This window comes from Methylobacterium sp. Leaf111 (assembly GCF_001423285.1).
Lineage (GTDB): Bacteria > Pseudomonadota > Alphaproteobacteria > Rhizobiales > Beijerinckiaceae > Methylobacterium.
In genome coordinates, this window is record NZ_LMNE01000009.1 from 1 (window position 1) to 14,576 (window position 14,576).

The window sequence follows — 14,576 nt, forward strand, 5'->3', positions numbered from 1 at the left end:
TCGTAGACGCTCTCCGAGCGCTTGGTGAAGCCCGACAGGCCGCCGGGCTGGCGCAGCGTCCGGATGCGGTCGCGCCGGCCGGTGAGGATCTTGTGCGGRTAGGCCTGGTGGCCGACGTCCCAGACGATGCGGTCGTCGGGGGTGTCGAACACGTGGTGCAGCGCCACCGTCAGCTCGACCACGCCGAGCCCGGAGCCCAGATGCCCGCCCGTGACCGAGACCGCGTCGATCATCTCGGTGCGCACCGCGTCCGCCACCGCCTGAAGCTGGCTCTCCGGCAACAGACGCAGCGCCGAAGGCTCCGCCAGACCGTCCAGGATCGCCGTCGCCTCCGACGCGGTCACCGCGGTCGCTTGCGCCCGCTCCGGCGCGATCTTGTCTTGCGAGGACTTCTCTTGCGAGGTTTCTTGCCGTGACACCGAACCAACCTCACGCCCGGAGGGAAAACATGCGCGCAATCACTTGGCGCCAATGAAGAATTTCGATCGGAAGCGGAACCGCTCCCTACTCGACGTCGAGGGGCGCGACGCCCGCCGCCTTGCCGTCGGTACCCAGGGTGATCTTCTGGATGCGTGCCTCGGCCTTCTGCAGCAGCCCTTCGCAGTGGCGCTTCAGCGCCTCGCCGCGCTCGTAGATCGCCACCGATTCGTCGAGGGGGACATCCCCCTTCTCCAGGCGGCGCACGATGTCCTCGAGTTGCTCCAACGCCTTCTCGAAGGGCAGGTCGAGGCCCGGCTCGTCCGTACCGGACGTCGACGCAACGTCGGGTCGCGTGACACTCATTCTAAACTACCCCATGATTCTGACGGTCTAAGCCGCGGGCCCGGAAGCCGACAACCCGATCCGGCCGGTGGATCGTCGTTTCGTTGTCCGGGGCGGCGTTTGCGCCACACCTCGCCCCCCGGTTTCTGCGCGACGACAGGCGGGACGCCCGAAGCCGGATCGCTTTCTCTTCGAAGTGCTTACGCGACGACTTGGAGGTCGGAGCTGAAGTCCAGCCGAAACGGCTCACCCTCGAAGGCCTCCGCGCCGCGACCGATCTCCGCGATCGCCGCGACCATCCGGCCATCGCGGTCCAGCATGCGATCGGCGAGGGCCACGAACAGGGCGTTGGGCGTCGCCGACGGGGCGGCGGCCCGGAGCGCCTGGGCGATCTTGGCCTCGTCGCGGTCCGGGGCCAGGGCGCAGGCGACGATGTAGGCCGCCGCCGTCGAGCGGCTGATGCCCGCATAGCAGTGGATCAGCAGGGGCTGGGCCCGGTCCCAGGTTCGCGCGAAGTCGAGGATCTGCGCAATGTGGGGCTCCCCCGGCGTGACGTGTCCGTCCATCGGCGCGACGATGTCGCTGACCTCCACGACGCAGTGGCGTCCCTCCGGGATCCCCACCGGACGGGCGATCGCGGTGCCGACCTTCATCAGGGTCATCAGGTGGGTCGCACCGGACCCGTCGAGGGTCTCGGGCAGCCGGGACAGAGGACAGACCTGAAGATGCGGCATCAGGCGGACTCCGGGCGCGCGAGACCATGGAAACGGGCGAGAAAGCGTGCCTGCGCCACCGCGGTGGGCCAGGGGACCAGCAGCGCCTCGGCCTCGGGACCGAGGGGACCGCAGGCGCCGAAGATCGCATCGGCCTCCGCCCCGGAAAATCCGGCCAGACGCGTCGCCTCGTGATAGGCGGCGATGCCGTCGGCCCGCTTGACCAGGGCGGACAGGGCCGCGCCCGGTTCGGGAAGCCCGAAGCGCTGGCGGATGGCGGTGAGGAGCCGGCGCTCCACCGCCTTGTAGGAATCGCCGATCGCCGCCTTGAAGGGCGAGATGATGTCGCCGATGACGTATTCGGGGGCATCGTGCAGCAGCAGTTCGAGGCCGTGGCCGACGCCGAGGCCCGGCGCCTCTCCGCGGCCGATGGCCTCCACCAGCAGGGCGTGCTGGGCCACGGAGAAGACGTGCGGCCCGGCCGTCTGCCCGTTCCAGCGGGCGACGCGGGCGAGCCCATGGGCGATGTCGGCGATCTCGATGTCGCGGGGGGCCGGGTCGAGGAGGTCGAGGCGCCGGCCCGACAGCATCCGCTGCCAGGCGCGGCCGGGATCGCCGCTCATGCCGAGCCCCCGGCGGGCCGAGGCCCGAGGGCGGCGCAGGGCCCGTGCCGGTGGCAGCCGAGGAGGTGATCGTTGGCGAGGCCGACCGCCTGCATGAAGGCGTGGACGATGGTCGGCCCGCAGAACGCGAACCCCTCCGCCTTCAGGGCCTTGGACAGCTTTCGCGAGATGTCGGTCTCGGTGGCGATGCCCGCCCGATCCCGCGCCGTCCCCTGGATCGGCGCGCCGTCGACGAAGTCCCAGAGAAAGGCCGAGAAGCCCTGCCCGCGCGCCTCGATGGCGAGGTAGGCCCGGGCACCCGCGATCGTGCCGACGATCTTGGCCCGGTTCCGGATGATGCCGGTATCCTGCATGAGACGGGCGACGTCCGTGTCCGTGAATCGCGCGATCGCCTCAGGGTCGAAGCCCGCGAAGGCGCGGCGGAATCCCTCGCGCCGGCGCAGGATGGTGATCCAGGACAGGCCGGCCTGGAAGCCGTCGAGGATCAGCTTCTCGTAGAGGGCACGGCCGTCCCGCTCCGGCACGCCCCATTCGGTGTCGTGATAGGCGACGTAGACGGGGTCGAGGCCGGCCCACCAGCAGCGGGCGCAGCCGTCGGGATGGTGGATCAGGCCGGAGGCGTCGGTGAGCATCGCCGAGGGTTTAGCCGGGCAGGGCGGCGGCGTCGATGTTGGGGCTGCGTCAGCCGGCCAGCGCGGTTTCGGGAAAAGCGAAAGTCGCGAAGGACGGTTTCTCGACCCCGACCGGAACCGTACCCGCCCGCAGGGGCTCACCGGCCGCCAGGGCGTCGGCGAGGCGGTCGAGGCGCACGGTGCCGAGGGCCCGGCCGCCCGCGACGCTGCCGACGGTGCCGAGCGCACGCTGCCCGGCGGTGATCTCGGCCCCGGTCTGCAGCACCTCGTCCGAGACCGCGACCAGGGGGACGATCCGGGTCCGGGCCGTGCCGCGATGTTGCATGCGCGAGACCACCTCCTGGCCGACATAGCAGCCCTTGCGGAAGTCGACGCCGCCGAGCTGGTCCATCAGAGCCTCGTGCGGGAAGGCGTCGGACCAGGGAAAGTCGCGCCCGCCCTCCGGGATGCCGAGGGCGATGCGGTGGGCGTGGTAATCGGCCTCGGTCGCATCCGCCGAGAAGGCGCCGAGCGCGAAGATCAGGCGCTCGCCCAGCGCCCCGAGGCGGCCGTCGCGCCGGCGGGTCACCGCGGCAGCGGTCTCGGCCCCGTCCCAGGCGGCGGCCACACCGAAGGTGGGCTCGAGAGCGATCGTCACCCGGGCGCGCAGGCGGTAGAGCCCGAGGCGCTTGGCGAGGTCGGGCGCGCGCTCGGCGGCGGCGTCGAGCTGGAAGCCCTCCGGCGTGCGGCCGACGAGGAAGTCGAACAGGATCTTGCCCTGCGGCGTCAGGAGCGCACCGAGGCGGGCCTCGCCGGGCTCGAGAGTCTCGACGTTGCAGGTCACCACGCCCTGCAGGAAGCTCGTCGCGTCCTCGCCCGAGACGGTGACGACGGTGCGGTCCGGCAGCAGGGCGATCGGCATGGCGGCTCCTTGACACAAGCGGCGGCGGCATTGCGCCCCGTCCGGGCCTGACATAAGCCGCCCGCGACCCCGTCTCAATGTGCGTCCGGAACGCGGACGGCCCCAGGAGATTCGGAATGGACCAGCCCTTCGACCTCCTCCTCACCGGCGGCACCGTGGTGAACCAGGACGGCGCGCAACGCGCCGACCTCGGCATCCGCGCCGGACGCATTGCGGCGATCGGCGACCTCGCGGCGGCGCAAGCCGCCGAGCGGCGCGACTGCACCGGCCTGCACCTGCTGCCCGGCGTCATCGACAGCCAGGTGCATTTCCGCGAGCCGGGGCTCGACCACAAGGAAGACCTCGAATCGGGCTCGCGCGCCGCCGTCATGGGCGGCGTGACCACGGTGTTCGAGATGCCGAACACCAACCCGCTCACCACCAGCGCCGAGGCCCTGGCCGACAAAGTCGCCCGAGCGCACCATCGGATGCATTGCGACTTCGCGTTCTGGGTCGGCGGCACCCACGAGAACGCGCATCGGGTTCCCGAACTCGAGCGCCTGCCGGGCGCCGCCGGCATCAAGGTGTTCGTCGGCTCCTCCACGGGCTCGCTGCTGGTCGAGGATGATGCGGGCGTCACCGAGATCCTGAAGCGGACCCGCCGGCGCGCGGCCTTCCACGCCGAGGACGAGCCGATGCTGCGGGCGCAGAAGGACCGGCGCGTGCCGGGCGATCCGTCCTCACACCCGGTCTGGCGCTCGCCGGAGGCCGCCCTGACGGCGACCCGGCGCCTCGTGCGCATCGCCCGGGCCACGGGTGCCCGCATCCACATCCTGCACATCTCGACGAAGGAGGAGATGGCGTACCTGGCTGACGCCAAGGACGTGGCGACCTGCGAGGTCACGCCCCACCACCTCACCCTCGACGGCGACGAGGCCTATGCCCGCCTCGGCACCCTGGTGCAGATGAACCCCCCGGTGCGCGGGGCCGACCACCGCGACGGCCTCTGGCACGGCCTGTCCCAGGGCGTCGCCGACATCCTCGGCTCAGACCACGCGCCGCACCTCCTCGAGGAGAAGGCCAAGCCCTACCCGGATTCGCCCTCGGGCATGACCGGCGTGCAGACCCTGGTGCCGATCATGCTCGACCACGTCGCCGCCGGCCGGCTGTCGCTCGCCCGCTTCGTCGACCTCACCAGCGCCGGCCCCAAGCGCCTGTTCGGCATCGCCCGGAAAGGGCGGCTCGCGGTCGGCTACGACGCCGACGTGACGGTGGTGGACCTCAAGCGCCGCGAGACCATTCGCAACGAGTGGATCGCCTCGAAATGCGGCTGGACGCCCTATGACGGCGTCACCGTGACGGGCTGGCCGGTGGGCACCCTGGTGCGCGGCAACGGCGTGATGTGGGAGGGGGCCCTGACCGCGCCGTCCCGCGGCGAGGCGGTGCTGTTCGAAGAGGCCCTGCCTCGGGCCTGAGTCCGGCGCAGCAAAAAGGGCAGGCGCCCGGCGCCTGCCCTTCGGTCGTCCGCGCCGGTGAAGCGCCGCGGCGCCCGGCTTCGTTAATGCTGCGGACTGGTGGTGAAGGCGCCGCCGCGGATGCGGTCCGGGAAGCCCTCGGCGTAGCGGGCCGTGGCCTCCTCGCCATAGGTCGTGACGAGTTCCTGGAAGGCCGCGAACAGGGCGGCCTGGGCCATGCAGTCGCCGTCGAGCCCGTCGAGACAGCCCTCGGCGAACGCTTCCGAGACGTAGCTCAAGGCGACGCGCTTGTCGTCGAGATCCGCCTCGAAGGGCGCGGAGACCGTATCCATGTGCATGGGCCACATCATCGTTTGCGCCGGTGAACGACCCGGCGAGTAACCACGAGGATAGGGCGATCGGAGGAGTTCGCAAAGCCAGGAATTGCGAAGCGGTTAACGCGGGCACTCAAATTCTTCGTTTCCGCCCGCGGCCCGCACCCTGTGGCCAACCGGCATCACTACCCGCCGAACCGGCTCGCCAGGGCGTGCGACAGGCGCTCGCCCTCGGCCACGTAGCGGGCGGCCGCCTCGTTGGCCGCGGGGGTGCAGACCCGGTAGGTCAGGCTGTAGCCGCGATAGCCGCGATTGTAGGCGCCGGCGAGCCGGTCGCGCCGGCTCGGGGTCACGCCCTCGGCCTCCATCAAGGCCTTCATCCGGGCCGGCCACTCGGCGGCATCGGGCGCGGTGCAGAGGTCGCGCAGGAAGGCGAGGGAGCCGATGACCTCCGAGAGACGGAGCAGGTCCCGGTCGTAGGGCGCGGGCGGCGGTTCGGGCGCGGGCGGCGGCTCCTTCTCCTTCTCGGACGGCTTCGGCGCAGGCCGGGACGAGCCGCCGCGGGATTGCTGGGCGAACCCGGCCTCCGGCCCGGCCATCAGCACGGCGAGGCCGCACAGGATCACGATCCCCGCACCACGAACCGTCACGCCGCGGGCTCCGCGCGTGGGGCGGCCCGGACGAAGGCCTCGCGAACGGTCGCGGCGAGGCCGGGGGTCGTCGCCAGGGTCTCGAGTTCGGCGAGGGTGGCCCAGCGCACGCCCAGGGCTTCCGGGCCGGCCGCCGGCTCGCCGCCGGTCCAGAGGGCCGCGTGGGGATGGACGACGTAGTGGTGGCGCACGCGGCCCTCGGGGTCGCGCAGGATGATCTCGGTGGGGCTGAGCACGCCCACGACCTCGGCCGACAGCCCGACCTCCTCCTGCAATTCGCGCAGGGCCGCCTCGGCCAGGGGCTCGCCCGCCTCGACGAGGCCGCCGGGAAGGGTCCAGACGCCGCGCATCGGCTCGTTGGCCCGGGCGGCGAGGAGCACACGGTCGTCGCGCAGGACTGCGATCGAGGTGCCGACGAAGGGCCGCGTCGGGAACAGGCGCGACGCGGCCGCCTCCGGATCGGTCCCGCTCACGGCGTCACCACGGCGATGCGCCCGTCGGAGAGGCCGACGAGGAGGCGGGTGGCGGGGCCACGGCCGAGGCTGGCCAGCCCGAAGGCGGCGAGGCCGGGCAGGGGGGCACGCGACCGCTCGCGGACGCCCTCCTTCAGGGAGAGGATCGCCACGGCGCTCCGGTCCGCGATCGGCAGGGCCAGCTCGGGCGCGCCCTCGCGCTCCGGCTCGACCAGGGCCGCGAGGTCGACCTCGCCCTCGCCCGGGGAGACGTTGGTGTAGCCCGGCGCCTCCCGGGCCAGGCGCAGGGCGCCGGCCTCCAGGGCCCAGAGCTGCAGCTGGCCGGCGCCGTCGGGGGCCGCCACGGTCGCGATCTGGGGCCGGCCGGTGCCGGAGAAATCCGCGATGGCAGCCGGCTTCAGGGGCTGGCCTCCCGGGCCGGTGGCCTGCTCCGGACTGCGGGCCAGCAGGGTCCAGGCGACTCCGGGCGTCGCCGCGGCACCGGGCTCGGCCTTGGCGAACAGGGCGAGGGCGGCCCCGCCGGCGGGCGCGACCGTGACCGCGAGGACGATGGGCTTGCCGTCCAGCCGGGCGATCCGCGGCCGGCGCAGGGCGAAGGCCGCGTCGGGTGCGGCCGAGAGAGGGGTGGTCACGACCGGCACGGGCTTCGGGTCGCCGCCCATCGCCACGGGCTGACGCTCGCGGATCACGAGGGTGCCGGCCTGCTCGGGGCCGCCGGTCAGGGCCGGCCGGGGATCCGCCAGATGGGCGCTCAAGGCGCCGGAGACCGCGCGCCGGGAGCCGGGCAGGGCGCCGCGCGGGGTCTCGGTGGCCGCCAGCCCCTCCACCGCCTCGGCGCCGAGCAGGGTGGTGGTCACCTGCCCGTCGACGAGGCTGAGGGCCGCGCCGCCGGCATCGCCCCAGACCACGGCGATCGGCGCCTCGGGCTCGACGACCGCCGGATTGGCGCTGCGGGAGCGGGCGAGGGGCAGCAGGCCGGAGGTCGCCACCGCGATCGCGACCTCGCTGCCGGGCCCCCGCAGGGCACGGGCTCGGAACGGCAGGTCGAGGATCGCCACCGACGGCTCCGCGCCGGCGGGGGATGCGGCGATCAGGAGCCCGACGAGAAGCGCGCGGCGCGCCCCCCGTTCAGACATGCTGGCCGCCGTTGATGTGCAGTTCGGCACCGTTCACGTAGGAGGAGGCCTCGGTGCACAGGAAGTAGATCGCCTTGGCGACCTCGTCGGGCGTGCCGAGGCGGCGCTGCGGGATGCCGGCGACGATCTTGTCGGTGCCCGGCGACAGGATCGCGGTGTCGATCTCTCCGGGCGAGATGGCGTTCACGCGGACGCCGAGGGGGCCGAAGTCGCTCGCCATCTCACGGGTCAGGCCGGCCAGGGCCGCCTTGGAGGTACCGTAGGCAGCGCCCGCGAAGGGATGCACGCGGGAGCCCGCGATCGACGTGACGTTGACGATGGAGCCCTTGGCCCGGGTCAGCTCCTCGCAGAGGCCGCGGGCCAGGAGGAGGGGGGCGAAGAGGTTGACCTGAAACACCCGCTGCCAGTCTCCGAACTCGGTGGCGATGGCACCCAGGCGCTCGCCCAGCGGGCCCTTCGGCGAGATGCCGGCATTGTTGACCAGCGCGTGCAGGAGGCCGCCCTCGGCGGCCAGGCGCCCGGCCACCTCCTCGATGCCCCGCACCGTATCCTGGGGGTCGGACAGATCGACCTGGAGGTGATCCTCCGGGCCCATCTCCCAGGGACAGTTCTCCGGGAAGGGATGGCGCGAGCAGGTGATCACCCGCCAGCCGGCGGCCGAGAACCGTTTGACGGTGGCGTGGCCGATCCCACGGCTCGCCCCCGTGAGCAGCATGATGCGCCGGCGTTCGTTGGATGAGGCCAAGACCGTTCCTTCAGGATCGGGAGGCGTCCGGCCGGCGGAACCGCCGTGCCGCCGAGAAACCCCCACGCCACCCCCAGGTCTAAGGGGCGCGGGGGCTAAAATCCAGGGTCATCCCGCGACGCACCAAGGGGCCGGCGCGCCGACGGCCGAGGGCCGTCGATCTCGTACAGGAATCCGGCCGAGGGTCGTCGATCTCGTACAGGAATCCGGCCGAGGGCCGTCGATCTCGTACAGGAATCCGGCCGAGGGCCGTCGATCTCGTACAGGAATCCGGCCGAGGGCCGTCGATCCGGTCCAGGAATCAGGCCAGGGCCGGCGATCCGGTCCAGGAAACCAGCTAGGAGCCGTCGATCCGCCTCAGGGATAGAGACGCGCCCCGCGCCAGGCCCCGCCATCGGAAGCCTCGCCGTCGCGGGTGAAGCGAACGCGATCGTGCAGGCGGAAGGGGCCGTTCTGCCAGAACTCGATCGAGACCGGCGCGATGCGAAAGCCCGTCCAGTTCTCCGGACGCGGCACCGGGCCCTCGCCGTAGCGCTCGGCCAGGGCCTCGACCGCGCGCTCGAGGGTCGCCCGGTCGGCCAGGGGGCGCGACTGGCGGCTCGCATGGGCCCCGAGGCGGCTGTTGCGGGCGCGGCTGGCGAAGTAGGCATCCGCCTCCTCGGCCGTGACCCGGGTCACGGGGCCGCGGGCGCGGACCTGACGGCCCAGGCTCTTCCAATGCAGCACCAGGGCGGCCTGCGGGTTCTCGCGCAGCTCGTCGCCCTTGGCGGAATCGACGTTGGTGTAGAACACGAATCCGCGCGCATCGACGCCCTTCAGCAGGACCACGCGCACGTCCGGCAGGCCGTCGGCACCGGCCGTGGCCAGCGCCATGGCGTTGGGATCATTGGGCTCCGAGGCTTCGGCCTCGGCCATCCAGGCCGCGAACAGGGCCCAGGGATCGGTGGCGCGGGTGAAGTCGCCTTCGGGCCCCGAGGCGTTTTCGGCCGCGCTGCGGGAAGCGGGATCATCGATCCTTAACCGTTCCAAGGCGTAATCCTGTGGTGAGATCCGGGTCGGGGGCACCGACGTGGGACACGAACGTTTCGGCCCAACACGTCGTTTGAGATCAGGTGTAATGCGTCGGCGCGACTGTAAAGCCCAAGCCGTCCCGGAAATTCGTGTCCGCCGCCGGTCGCGGACCGTGCCGCAACGGACCACGCGGGCCATCGGCCTCAGCGTGCTGCTTGGCTTGAGCGGTTGCGGCCTGCCGATCATCACCTTCCAGGCGGAGGAGACGGCGGCCGGCGCCGTGGCCGTGGCGGCCAAGCGCGGCGACAAAACGAGCGCGGCGCTGCCGGACGAGCCGACGATCACGGGTAGCATCGACAAGCACCCGCTGGGCTTCGGCAACGACCTCGGCGCCGAGGATTGGCGCCGCGCCAACGCGGCGCTCGCCGTCGCCCTCGATCCGCAGGGCAACGGCCGTCCGGTGAAGTGGGACAACCCGGAAACGACCCTGCGCGGCTCGGTGAATCCCACCGGTCTGCCCTACGTCGCCAACGACCTCGTCTGCCGCGACTTCCTGGCCTCCGTCATCTCGCCGGCGGGCAGCCGCTTCGTGCGCGGGACCGGCTGCAAGCCCTCCGGCGGCGATTGGACCCTGACCAAGGTGCGGGCGGCGAAGGCGTCGTCCTGAGGGCGGTCTCGGCGCGCCATGGCGGGTCCATTCGGATCACAGTGCGAACAGAAGCGTTGACGCCGCGCCAATCGCAGCGAATTCTCGCGCGAGACCGTTGCAGAGAAGCAACAGGCCGTCCACATGACAGACGAATCCGAAGGCGCCGGGCCCACGCCCGGCCCCAGGCGGCACCGAGAATCCTGAAGACCGATGCGAAATCCCTACGACGTGCTGGGTGTCTCCAAGGGCGCCAGCGAAGCCGACATCAAGAAGGCCTACCGCAAGCTGGCGAAGGCCTACCATCCCGACCGCAACCAGGACGACGCCAAGGCCAAGGACCGCTTCGCGGAGGCCAACAGCGCGTACGAGATCCTGGGTGATGCGGGCAAGCGCGCGCAGTTCGACCGCGGCGAGATCGACGGGGACGGCAAGCCGCGCGCCACGGGCTTCGAGGGCTTTGGCGGGCGCGGCGGCGGCGGAAGCGGCTTCGACTTCGAGAGCGCCGCGCGGGGCCGCGCCCCCGGCGGCGGGGGCGGCGGGGGCGGCATCGGCGAGGACATCTTCTCTCACCTCTTCGGCGACGCCTTCCGGTCCGCCGGCGCCGGCCCCGGCGGACCGCAGCGCGGCCCCGTGAAGGGCGAGGACGTGGCGGCCGAGCTCAGCGTCAGCCTGGAGCAGGTGGCCAGCGAAGAGAAGCTGCGCCTCTCCCTGCCGGGCGGGCGCGACGTGGACGTGGTGGTGCCGAAAGGCGTGGTCGACGGCCAGACCATCCGCCTGCGCGGCCTCGGCAATCCGGGCGGCCTGCGGGGCGCGCCGGGAGATGCGCTGCTGACGATCCGCATCCTGCCCCATCCCCGCTTCACCGTGGACGGTGCGGACCTGCGCGGCAGCGTGGAGGTGCCCCTGGAGGACGCGATCCTGGGCGGCCCGATCCGGGTGCCGACGCTCACCGGCGCCGTCGAGATGAAGATCCCGCCGATGACCGGCTCGGGCCGGACCTTCCGCCTCCGGGGCAAGGGCCTGCCGAAGAAGGACGGGACCCGGGGCGACCTCCTGGCGGTCACGGCCGTGATGCTGCCCAGCGGCGAGGATGCGGCGCTCACCGAGTTCGCCCGGGCCCGGCGCGCGGCCAAGGCCGACTGAGGGAGCGTCGCCTCGCGCGGTTCGTCGACCAGGGGCCCGAGCCTCCGGGCCGTTCCGCGACGGCCTCCCGGCGCTGTCAGGCCCCGGACTTCCGTCCCAGGCGCGCCTCCGCTAAGGATGCCCGGCGCGAACACGCCGAACCGTCGCCCGACGGGCCCGTCGGCACGCGCCACGGCTCTCGCTCAGGTGACACATGGCGGACACGCACCCGGTTCACGATCACGTCGGCGGCCTTCTCGCCGGCAAGCGCGGCCTGGTGCTCGGTGTCGCCAACAACCGCTCGATCGCCTGGGGCATCGCCAAGAGCGCGGCCGCCCACGGCGCCAAGCTCGCCTTCACCTACCAGGGTGACGCCCTCAAGAAGCGCGTCGAGCCCCTGGCGCGGGAACTCGACGCCCATGTGGTCGGGCATTGCGACGTCACCGATCCGGCCTCGATCGACGAGGTCTTCGCCGCCACCGCCGAGGTGTTTCCCGAGGGGATCGACTTCGTCGTCCACTGCATCGCCTTCTCGGACAAGGACGAGCTGACGGGCCGCTACGTCGAGACCTCGGAGGCGAACTTCACGAAGTCGCTCCTGATCTCGTGCTACTCGTTCACGGCAGTGGCCCAGCGCGCCGAGAAGCTGATGCCGAACGGCGGCTCGCTCCTCACGCTGACCTATTACGGCGCCGAGAAGTGGATGCCGCACTACAACGTCATGGGCGTCGCCAAGGCCGCCCTCGAGGCCTCCGTACGCTACCTCGCCGCCGATCTCGGCCCCTCCAAGATCCGGGTCAACGCGATCTCGGCGGGCCCGATCAAGACGCTGGCCGCCTCCGGCATCGGCGACTTCCGCTACATCCTGAAGTGGAACGAGTACAACGCTCCCCTGCGGCGCACCGTGACCATCGAGGAGGTCGGCGAGACCGCCACCTACCTCGTCTCGGACATGAGCAAGGGGATGACCGGCGAGATCCTCCACGTGGATGCCGGCTACCACGTCGTCGGCATGAAGAACCCGGAAGCCCCGGACCTCAGCCTCGACAAGGACTGAGGACGGGTTCCAGACGCGGGTCGCCCTGCCTCAATCCTCGTCTTCGAATTCGCCGAACAGCTTGAGACCGTCGATCCAGGTCGCGCCGTCGCGTTTCACGACCCGGTGGCATCGTGATCGTTCCGCGTGCGCAAGGGCATCGGCCAGACGCTCGGAATGCGTCACCAACCAGACCTGCGTCCGGGACGAGGCCCTGACGATCATGCGGGCCAGAGGCTCGATCAAATCCGGGTGAAGGCTGGTCTCCGGCTCGTTCAGGGCGATGAAGGGTGGAAGGCGATAAGCCAGTAGCGCCCCGGCCAGGGCAAGGTAGCGAAGGGTCCCGTCTGAGAGTTCGGCGGGCTCGAAAACGCGCTTGGGGTAGTCCGGAAAGACGAGTCCGAATCGCGCGTGGCGATCGGGTTCGGGAATGAACAGGCGCGCGCCCGGGAAGGCGTCGGCCACTGTGTCGTCGAGATCGACGGTATCCTGGCGGATATACGCCAAAGTTGCGAACACGGCTGCCAGATCAGACGCATCCGACGACAGAGTCGGCGTGGTCACCGCCAGGCAGGGCCGCCTCAGCGCCGAGTCCTTGTCCGTACGAAAGTCGTGGTGGAAGCGCCAAGCCAGAAGGGTTCGACGGACCACATCGAGTTCGGGAAACGCTGCGCCATCCGTGAGGGCCGACAGCGCCGTCTCGGTGGCGAAGAGTCCCGCTGCGAGATCGTGCCTGCGCCCGTCGAGCCCGCGCGCGAACCCCTTCGGTCCCGTTCGATCGAGCAGGGTCACCGGCCGCCGACCTGTGCTTTGCAGCAGGGTTTCGCGCTTCACCTGCGCTTCGAGCGGAAAGGCGGCTCCCAGACTGACCCGCTGCCCCTGCTCGACGTATTGCTGAACCAGTCCGACCCCGACCTCATAGGTCAGTGGGATAGATCCGCCGTCGGGATCGTCCAAGTCCACCGACAGGGTGATGCCTGCTCGGTCTCCGATTCTGCGTTTCCCGGCCCAAAGCGCCGATTCCATCCCGCCCTCATCGGCCAGATCCCGCGTAAGGGTCCCGGCCGCGGCCGATTGGAGTAGTTCCAGGGCACGGTAGAGGTTTGTCTTCCCGACGCCATTGGCGCCGATGAAGACAGATAGGCCATCCATCGGAAAGCGGATCGATTTCAGCGATCGGTACCCGGACGCCGATACGCCGCTGACCGTCAGCATGAGACCTCCGAAAATCGCCCGCTCCCAAGGAAGCAAAGCCTCCAACGAATACAACGCCTGCGCGACGGATGCCCGATCAATCCGGCACGGTCATCCCCGCAATGTCACCTCGCGCCGCAGGAAACCGTGGGTCCATCGCCTCCAGGGTGTCGGCGATGGTGCGGGCGATGAGGAGGTTGCGGTACCATTTCCGGTTGGCCGGAACCACGTGCCAGGGCGCTTGCGGCGTGGAGCACGCGGTCAGCGCGTCCGCGAAGGCCGCCTGGTAGGCGTCCCAGGACCGGCGCTCCACGAGGTCGGCCGGATCGAACTTCCAGTGCTTGTCCGGGTTCGCGAGGCGGGCCTCCAGGCGCTCCTTCTGCTCGTCCTTCGAGATGTGGAGGAAGAACTTGAGCACGGTGGTGCCGGCGGCGGCGAGCATCCGCTCGAAATCGTTGATCTGGTCGTAGCGGGCCCGCCAGACCGGCTCCGGCACGAGGTCCTTCACCCGCACCACGAGGACGTCCTCGTAATGGCTCCGGTTGAACACGTTGATCATGCCGCGCGCCGGCGCCTTGGCGTGGTAGCGCCAGAGGAAATCATGATCGCCCTCCTCGGCGCTCGGCACCTTGAACGACCACACCCGGCAGCCCTGGGGGTTCACGCCCTCGAACACCGCCCGGATGGTGCCGTCCTTGCCGCCCGTGTCGATGGCCTGGAACACCACGAGGAGGCTGCGCTTGTGCTCGGCGTAGAGCCGCTCCTGCAGGGCGGCGATGCGGGCGCGCTCGGCCACGAGCGCCGCCTTGGCCTCCTCCTTGTCGAGGCCGCCATCGGCATTCGCGTCGATCGCGTCGAGGTCACAGCGGGTCCCGGGCCGGACGGTGACGATGCCGGGGGCGGCGGGGGCGAGGCGGGGATCGATGGTTTCGCCGGCCGCGCTCGCCCGGCTCTTGGCCTCGCGGGCCCAGTGCGCTGAGGAGGGCGGCCGGTGCCCGGACCGGCGGGCGTCACCCGTCTGCTCCGCCTTGCCGCGCGCGGCGTCCTTGCGGTGCGAAACGTCACGCTGCGACGCGGCAGCTCCGGTTTCTGCCGGACTCTGGCCCCGCCGATGCTTGCCGTGATGCTTCGACATGATGAGACTCGCTTGCTTGGGTGACG

The 14,576-nt window shown here is 71.3% G+C and carries 18 protein-coding genes; 4 read left to right on the forward strand and 14 right to left on the reverse strand.

Translation table 11 applies throughout. The features are described 5' to 3' along the window. From ASF41_RS08145 to ASF41_RS08170, 6 genes are all read right to left on the reverse strand, one after another. On the reverse strand, positions 1–344 hold a 344-nt coding region (locus ASF41_RS08145), incomplete at its 3' end, for a 1-deoxy-D-xylulose-5-phosphate synthase N-terminal domain-containing protein (protein WP_280138137.1). 160 nt (positions 345–504) lie between these two features. Then, positions 505–783, reverse strand: a complete 279-nt coding sequence (locus tag ASF41_RS08150; RefSeq protein ID WP_056492272.1) for an exodeoxyribonuclease VII small subunit — start codon at positions 781–783, stop codon at positions 505–507. A 179-nt stretch (positions 784–962) separates the two neighbouring features. Continuing rightward, positions 963–1,496: a tyrosine phosphatase family protein gene (locus tag ASF41_RS08155; RefSeq protein ID WP_056492275.1), complete on the reverse strand. Its 534-nt coding sequence runs from the start codon at positions 1,494–1,496 to the stop codon at positions 963–965. After that, the gene (locus ASF41_RS08160) at positions 1,496–2,098 is read right to left on the reverse strand and encodes an HD family hydrolase (protein ID WP_056217774.1); all 603 of its coding nucleotides are present in this window, start codon (positions 2,096–2,098) and stop codon (positions 1,496–1,498) included. The genes ASF41_RS08155 and ASF41_RS08160 overlap by 1 nt, the downstream gene beginning before the upstream one ends. Then, positions 2,095–2,730, reverse strand: coding sequence for a DNA-3-methyladenine glycosylase I (locus ASF41_RS08165; protein ID WP_056492278.1), 636 nt, complete (start codon positions 2,728–2,730; stop codon positions 2,095–2,097). Before ASF41_RS08165 ends, ASF41_RS08160 begins: the two co-directional genes overlap by 4 nt. A 49-nt stretch (positions 2,731–2,779) precedes the next feature. After that, positions 2,780–3,631 (reverse strand): folate-binding protein YgfZ, encoded by an 852-nt coding sequence (locus ASF41_RS08170; protein WP_056492282.1) that lies wholly within the window; start codon positions 3,629–3,631, stop codon positions 2,780–2,782. A gap of 116 nt (positions 3,632–3,747) precedes the next feature. Here ASF41_RS08170 and ASF41_RS08175 point away from each other — a divergent pair, with 116 nt between their 5' ends. Next, positions 3,748–5,085 carry a dihydroorotase gene (locus tag ASF41_RS08175; protein ID WP_056492285.1) on the forward strand — a complete coding sequence of 446 codons (1,338 nt, stop codon included), beginning with the start codon at positions 3,748–3,750 and terminating at the stop codon, positions 5,083–5,085. Positions 5,086–5,168: 83 nt separating this feature from the next. Here ASF41_RS08175 and ASF41_RS08180 read toward each other — a convergent pair whose 3' ends face one another. The 6 genes from ASF41_RS08180 to pdxH form a co-directional block, all read right to left on the reverse strand. Further along, the gene (locus ASF41_RS08180) at positions 5,169–5,423 is read right to left on the reverse strand and encodes a hypothetical protein (RefSeq protein ID WP_055954093.1); all 255 of its coding nucleotides are present in this window, start codon (positions 5,421–5,423) and stop codon (positions 5,169–5,171) included. A 161-nt stretch (positions 5,424–5,584) separates the two neighbouring features. Further along, positions 5,585–5,998 carry a TIGR02301 family protein gene (locus ASF41_RS08185; protein ID WP_056348310.1) on the reverse strand — a complete coding sequence of 138 codons (414 nt, stop codon included), beginning with the start codon at positions 5,996–5,998 and terminating at the stop codon, positions 5,585–5,587. A gap of 47 nt (positions 5,999–6,045) precedes the next feature. Next, positions 6,046–6,522: an NUDIX hydrolase gene (locus ASF41_RS08190; RefSeq protein ID WP_056217762.1), complete on the reverse strand. Its 477-nt coding sequence runs from the start codon at positions 6,520–6,522 to the stop codon at positions 6,046–6,048. Further along, positions 6,519–7,658 (reverse strand): hypothetical protein, encoded by a 1,140-nt coding sequence (locus tag ASF41_RS08195; RefSeq protein WP_056492292.1) that lies wholly within the window; start codon positions 7,656–7,658, stop codon positions 6,519–6,521. The genes ASF41_RS08190 and ASF41_RS08195 overlap by 4 nt, the downstream gene beginning before the upstream one ends. Next, positions 7,651–8,373 (reverse strand): SDR family NAD(P)-dependent oxidoreductase, encoded by a 723-nt coding sequence (locus tag ASF41_RS08200; RefSeq protein WP_056276923.1) that lies wholly within the window; start codon positions 8,371–8,373, stop codon positions 7,651–7,653. The genes ASF41_RS08195 and ASF41_RS08200 overlap by 8 nt, the downstream gene beginning before the upstream one ends. A 387-nt stretch (positions 8,374–8,760) precedes the next feature. Further along, positions 8,761–9,417: a pyridoxamine 5'-phosphate oxidase gene (gene pdxH, locus ASF41_RS08205; protein ID WP_274534739.1), complete on the reverse strand. Its 657-nt coding sequence runs from the start codon at positions 9,415–9,417 to the stop codon at positions 8,761–8,763. A gap of 103 nt (positions 9,418–9,520) precedes the next feature. On the opposite strand from pdxH, the gene ASF41_RS08210 reads away from it, so the two are divergent. The 3 genes from ASF41_RS08210 (at position 9,521) to fabI (ending at position 12,242) form a co-directional block, all read left to right on the forward strand. Next, entirely contained in the window at positions 9,521–10,081 is a 561-nt protein-coding gene (locus tag ASF41_RS08210; protein WP_056217756.1) for an RT0821/Lpp0805 family surface protein, read from the forward strand. Between the two features lie 192 nt (positions 10,082–10,273). Further along, complete coding sequence (locus tag ASF41_RS08215) at positions 10,274–11,206, forward strand: DnaJ C-terminal domain-containing protein (RefSeq protein WP_056492296.1); 933 nt, start codon at positions 10,274–10,276, stop codon at positions 11,204–11,206. Positions 11,207–11,399: 193 nt separating this feature from the next. Next, complete coding sequence (gene fabI / locus ASF41_RS08220) at positions 11,400–12,242, forward strand: enoyl-ACP reductase FabI (RefSeq protein ID WP_056492301.1); 843 nt, start codon at positions 11,400–11,402, stop codon at positions 12,240–12,242. 30 nt (positions 12,243–12,272) lie between these two features. Here the strand turns inward: fabI and ASF41_RS08225 are convergent, their stop codons facing one another. Both ASF41_RS08225 and ASF41_RS08230 read right to left on the reverse strand, forming a co-directional pair. Further along, on the reverse strand, positions 12,273–13,436 hold the full coding sequence (locus ASF41_RS08225; protein ID WP_056492305.1) for an AAA family ATPase: 1,164 nt from the start codon (positions 13,434–13,436) through the stop codon (positions 12,273–12,275). A gap of 76 nt (positions 13,437–13,512) precedes the next feature. Continuing rightward, on the reverse strand, positions 13,513–14,550 hold the full coding sequence (locus ASF41_RS08230; RefSeq protein ID WP_056492308.1) for a polyphosphate kinase 2 family protein: 1,038 nt from the start codon (positions 14,548–14,550) through the stop codon (positions 13,513–13,515). Positions 14,551–14,576: the final 26 nt, after the last annotated feature.

Excerpts from the sequence above, each read along its gene's own strand:
- ASF41_RS08150 (WP_056492272.1), bottom strand. The coding sequence starts at position 783 with ATGAGTGTCACGCGACCCGACGTTGCGTCGACGTCCGGTACGGACGAG.
- ASF41_RS08155 (WP_056492275.1), bottom strand. The coding sequence starts at position 1,496 with ATGCCGCATCTTCAGGTCTGTCCTCTGTCCCGGCTGCCCGAGACCCTC.
- ASF41_RS08160 (WP_056217774.1), bottom strand. The coding sequence starts at position 2,098 with ATGAGCGGCGATCCCGGCCGCGCCTGGCAGCGGATGCTGTCGGGCCGG.
- ASF41_RS08165 (WP_056492278.1), bottom strand. The coding sequence starts at position 2,730 with ATGCTCACCGACGCCTCCGGCCTGATCCACCATCCCGACGGCTGCGCC.
- ASF41_RS08170 (WP_056492282.1), bottom strand. The coding sequence starts at position 3,631 with ATGCCGATCGCCCTGCTGCCGGACCGCACCGTCGTCACCGTCTCGGGC.
- ASF41_RS08175 (WP_056492285.1), top strand. The coding sequence starts at position 3,748 with ATGGACCAGCCCTTCGACCTCCTCCTCACCGGCGGCACCGTGGTGAAC.
- ASF41_RS08180 (WP_055954093.1), bottom strand. The coding sequence starts at position 5,423 with ATGCACATGGATACGGTCTCCGCGCCCTTCGAGGCGGATCTCGACGAC.
- ASF41_RS08185 (WP_056348310.1), bottom strand. The coding sequence starts at position 5,998 with ATGGCCGGGCCGGAGGCCGGGTTCGCCCAGCAATCCCGCGGCGGCTCG.
- ASF41_RS08195 (WP_056492292.1), bottom strand. The coding sequence starts at position 7,658 with ATGTCTGAACGGGGGGCGCGCCGCGCGCTTCTCGTCGGGCTCCTGATC.
- ASF41_RS08200 (WP_056276923.1), bottom strand. The coding sequence starts at position 8,373 with ATGCTGCTCACGGGGGCGAGCCGTGGGATCGGCCACGCCACCGTCAAA.
- ASF41_RS08210 (WP_056217756.1), top strand. The coding sequence starts at position 9,521 with ATGCGTCGGCGCGACTGTAAAGCCCAAGCCGTCCCGGAAATTCGTGTC.
- ASF41_RS08215 (WP_056492296.1), top strand. The coding sequence starts at position 10,274 with ATGCGAAATCCCTACGACGTGCTGGGTGTCTCCAAGGGCGCCAGCGAA.
- fabI (WP_056492301.1), top strand. The coding sequence starts at position 11,400 with ATGGCGGACACGCACCCGGTTCACGATCACGTCGGCGGCCTTCTCGCC.
- ASF41_RS08225 (WP_056492305.1), bottom strand. The coding sequence starts at position 13,436 with ATGCTGACGGTCAGCGGCGTATCGGCGTCCGGGTACCGATCGCTGAAA.
- ASF41_RS08230 (WP_056492308.1), bottom strand. The coding sequence starts at position 14,550 with ATGTCGAAGCATCACGGCAAGCATCGGCGGGGCCAGAGTCCGGCAGAA.